The 1,638-nt window shown below is 34.9% G+C and carries 1 protein-coding gene; it reads left to right on the top strand.

Annotated elements, in window-relative coordinates:
- Positions 1-1,266 precede the first annotated feature (1,266 nt).
- Positions 1,267-1,638: RepB family plasmid replication initiator protein (locus FTV34_RS17325; RefSeq protein ID WP_180070896.1), on the top strand; the 372-nt coding region annotated here is incomplete at its 3' end.

The following is a 1,638-nucleotide window of genomic DNA, read 5'->3' as shown; positions in this document are numbered from 1 at the left end:
TATTCAGTATCCATTTTTGGATGATGTATTTTATTAGATACTAGATATTGTGGTTGTCAGATAATCCTACCCCTAGATAGAGATATAAATATACTTCTTTATGCTCACCATTGCTCATAGGAGAGCGTTTAGACACCTTGCCTATGCACTTGCACCACTTAACCTTAAACGAGCTGTAAGAGCAAATGAGAGCTATTTAGAGCTATAGAGATATTTGATTAGTAATTGCTTAGTTAATTCATTGTCCTGCAATGGAGGATATTAAAATCTGTCAGCGTAGACCAGGTATTGATTTAAGTACCTTGTCAAAGAGGGAGGGGATAAAGCTAATCTGCTCCCACCCCTAAATCCTGTCCTTAGTTTGAGGATAGGTACTCCGTATTAAGCAGGGGTTTTTCTTTTAAAGCTCCGCTTCCTTTCCATTGAGAAGCAGATAGACATTACATAACTAATTTTAATGAAAGGCTTGTTCTACTGATCTAGTTGTATTCAGAAATAAACAAAAATTTGTATGGTTAATAATATTTATAAAACTAGATATTTGTATGCACACTAATGCTCTATTGCTTGAATAGATTTAAAAACAAATGATGTAACTTGTATTCTCTTTTCTCTTTTCTAATTTCTGTTTTCTCCACGCCCTCTGTTCTTCTCAATACCTTATCAAACTTCATGCAGTCGGTTGGATTCTGATAACTCTGTACGCTCCCAAATTTTTGGGAACGTATCAAATACCTGTCACGGCGTACACAGCTATCAGATTGGTAGAGATAGGATTTAAATATAGTCCTAGATGCTCACAGAATCGCTCAGATTGAACGAAATACACCTTACCTATATCTATGTACCACTATACTTTTTAGAAGCACCTTAGAGCGCAAATGAGAAGCCATGAGCAAGTGTAAATGTCTATTCCCTGTCCAACCTGCATTGCAGGATAGGTAAATATATCTGAATCCATGCACTCAATTTGCTATGCAGATAATCAAAATTAAAATCAAAATTCTTGAAAGGAAGATGGGCTTTTCTGAAATAAAAAAAGCTTTAAAATGCTTTACTGTTTGCTGTATGCCTTGCCCTATAAGGCTTTCAGAGGGTATGTGTGATACTTTTTACCGTAATGTGTGATACTTTTTACCTGTTGATAAGTGGTTTAATGTGATATTAATTACCGTATTGATGATATTGATATTATATTAGAACAGTGATAAAAGATTACTAATATAACAAAATAACAAATTCACTACCAAAGTGTTGAGAGGGGAAATGAGTAAGGATTCAAGGCTTGTGGTTAAAGATAATAGTTTGATTGATGCCAGTTTCAATCTGTCATTGGTTGAGCAAAGATTGATGTTATTAGCCATAGTTGAAGCTAGAGAGCTAGATAAACTAACACCTGAAACACCAATTGAAGTTAAGGCTACAGCTTACAGAGATCAATACAAGACTGATGAGAGTAACGCCTACTCACAGTTAGCAGATGCTACAAAACAATTGTTTAATAGACAGTTCAGCTATATTGATAGGTATGCTGATACGGATGCTGTAACCGTTTCTCGTTGGGTTAATGAAGTAACTTATGTAAATGATAAGGGTATGGTTGTAATGTACCTGAATCGAAATGTAATAAGCATGATA

Origin of the sequence: Acinetobacter sp. YH16038 (assembly GCF_013417275.1) — a bacterium.
Lineage (GTDB): Bacteria > Pseudomonadota > Gammaproteobacteria > Pseudomonadales > Moraxellaceae > Acinetobacter.
The sequence above is the reverse complement of the archived record's forward strand: the minus strand, read 5'-3'. Positions and strand labels throughout refer to the sequence as shown.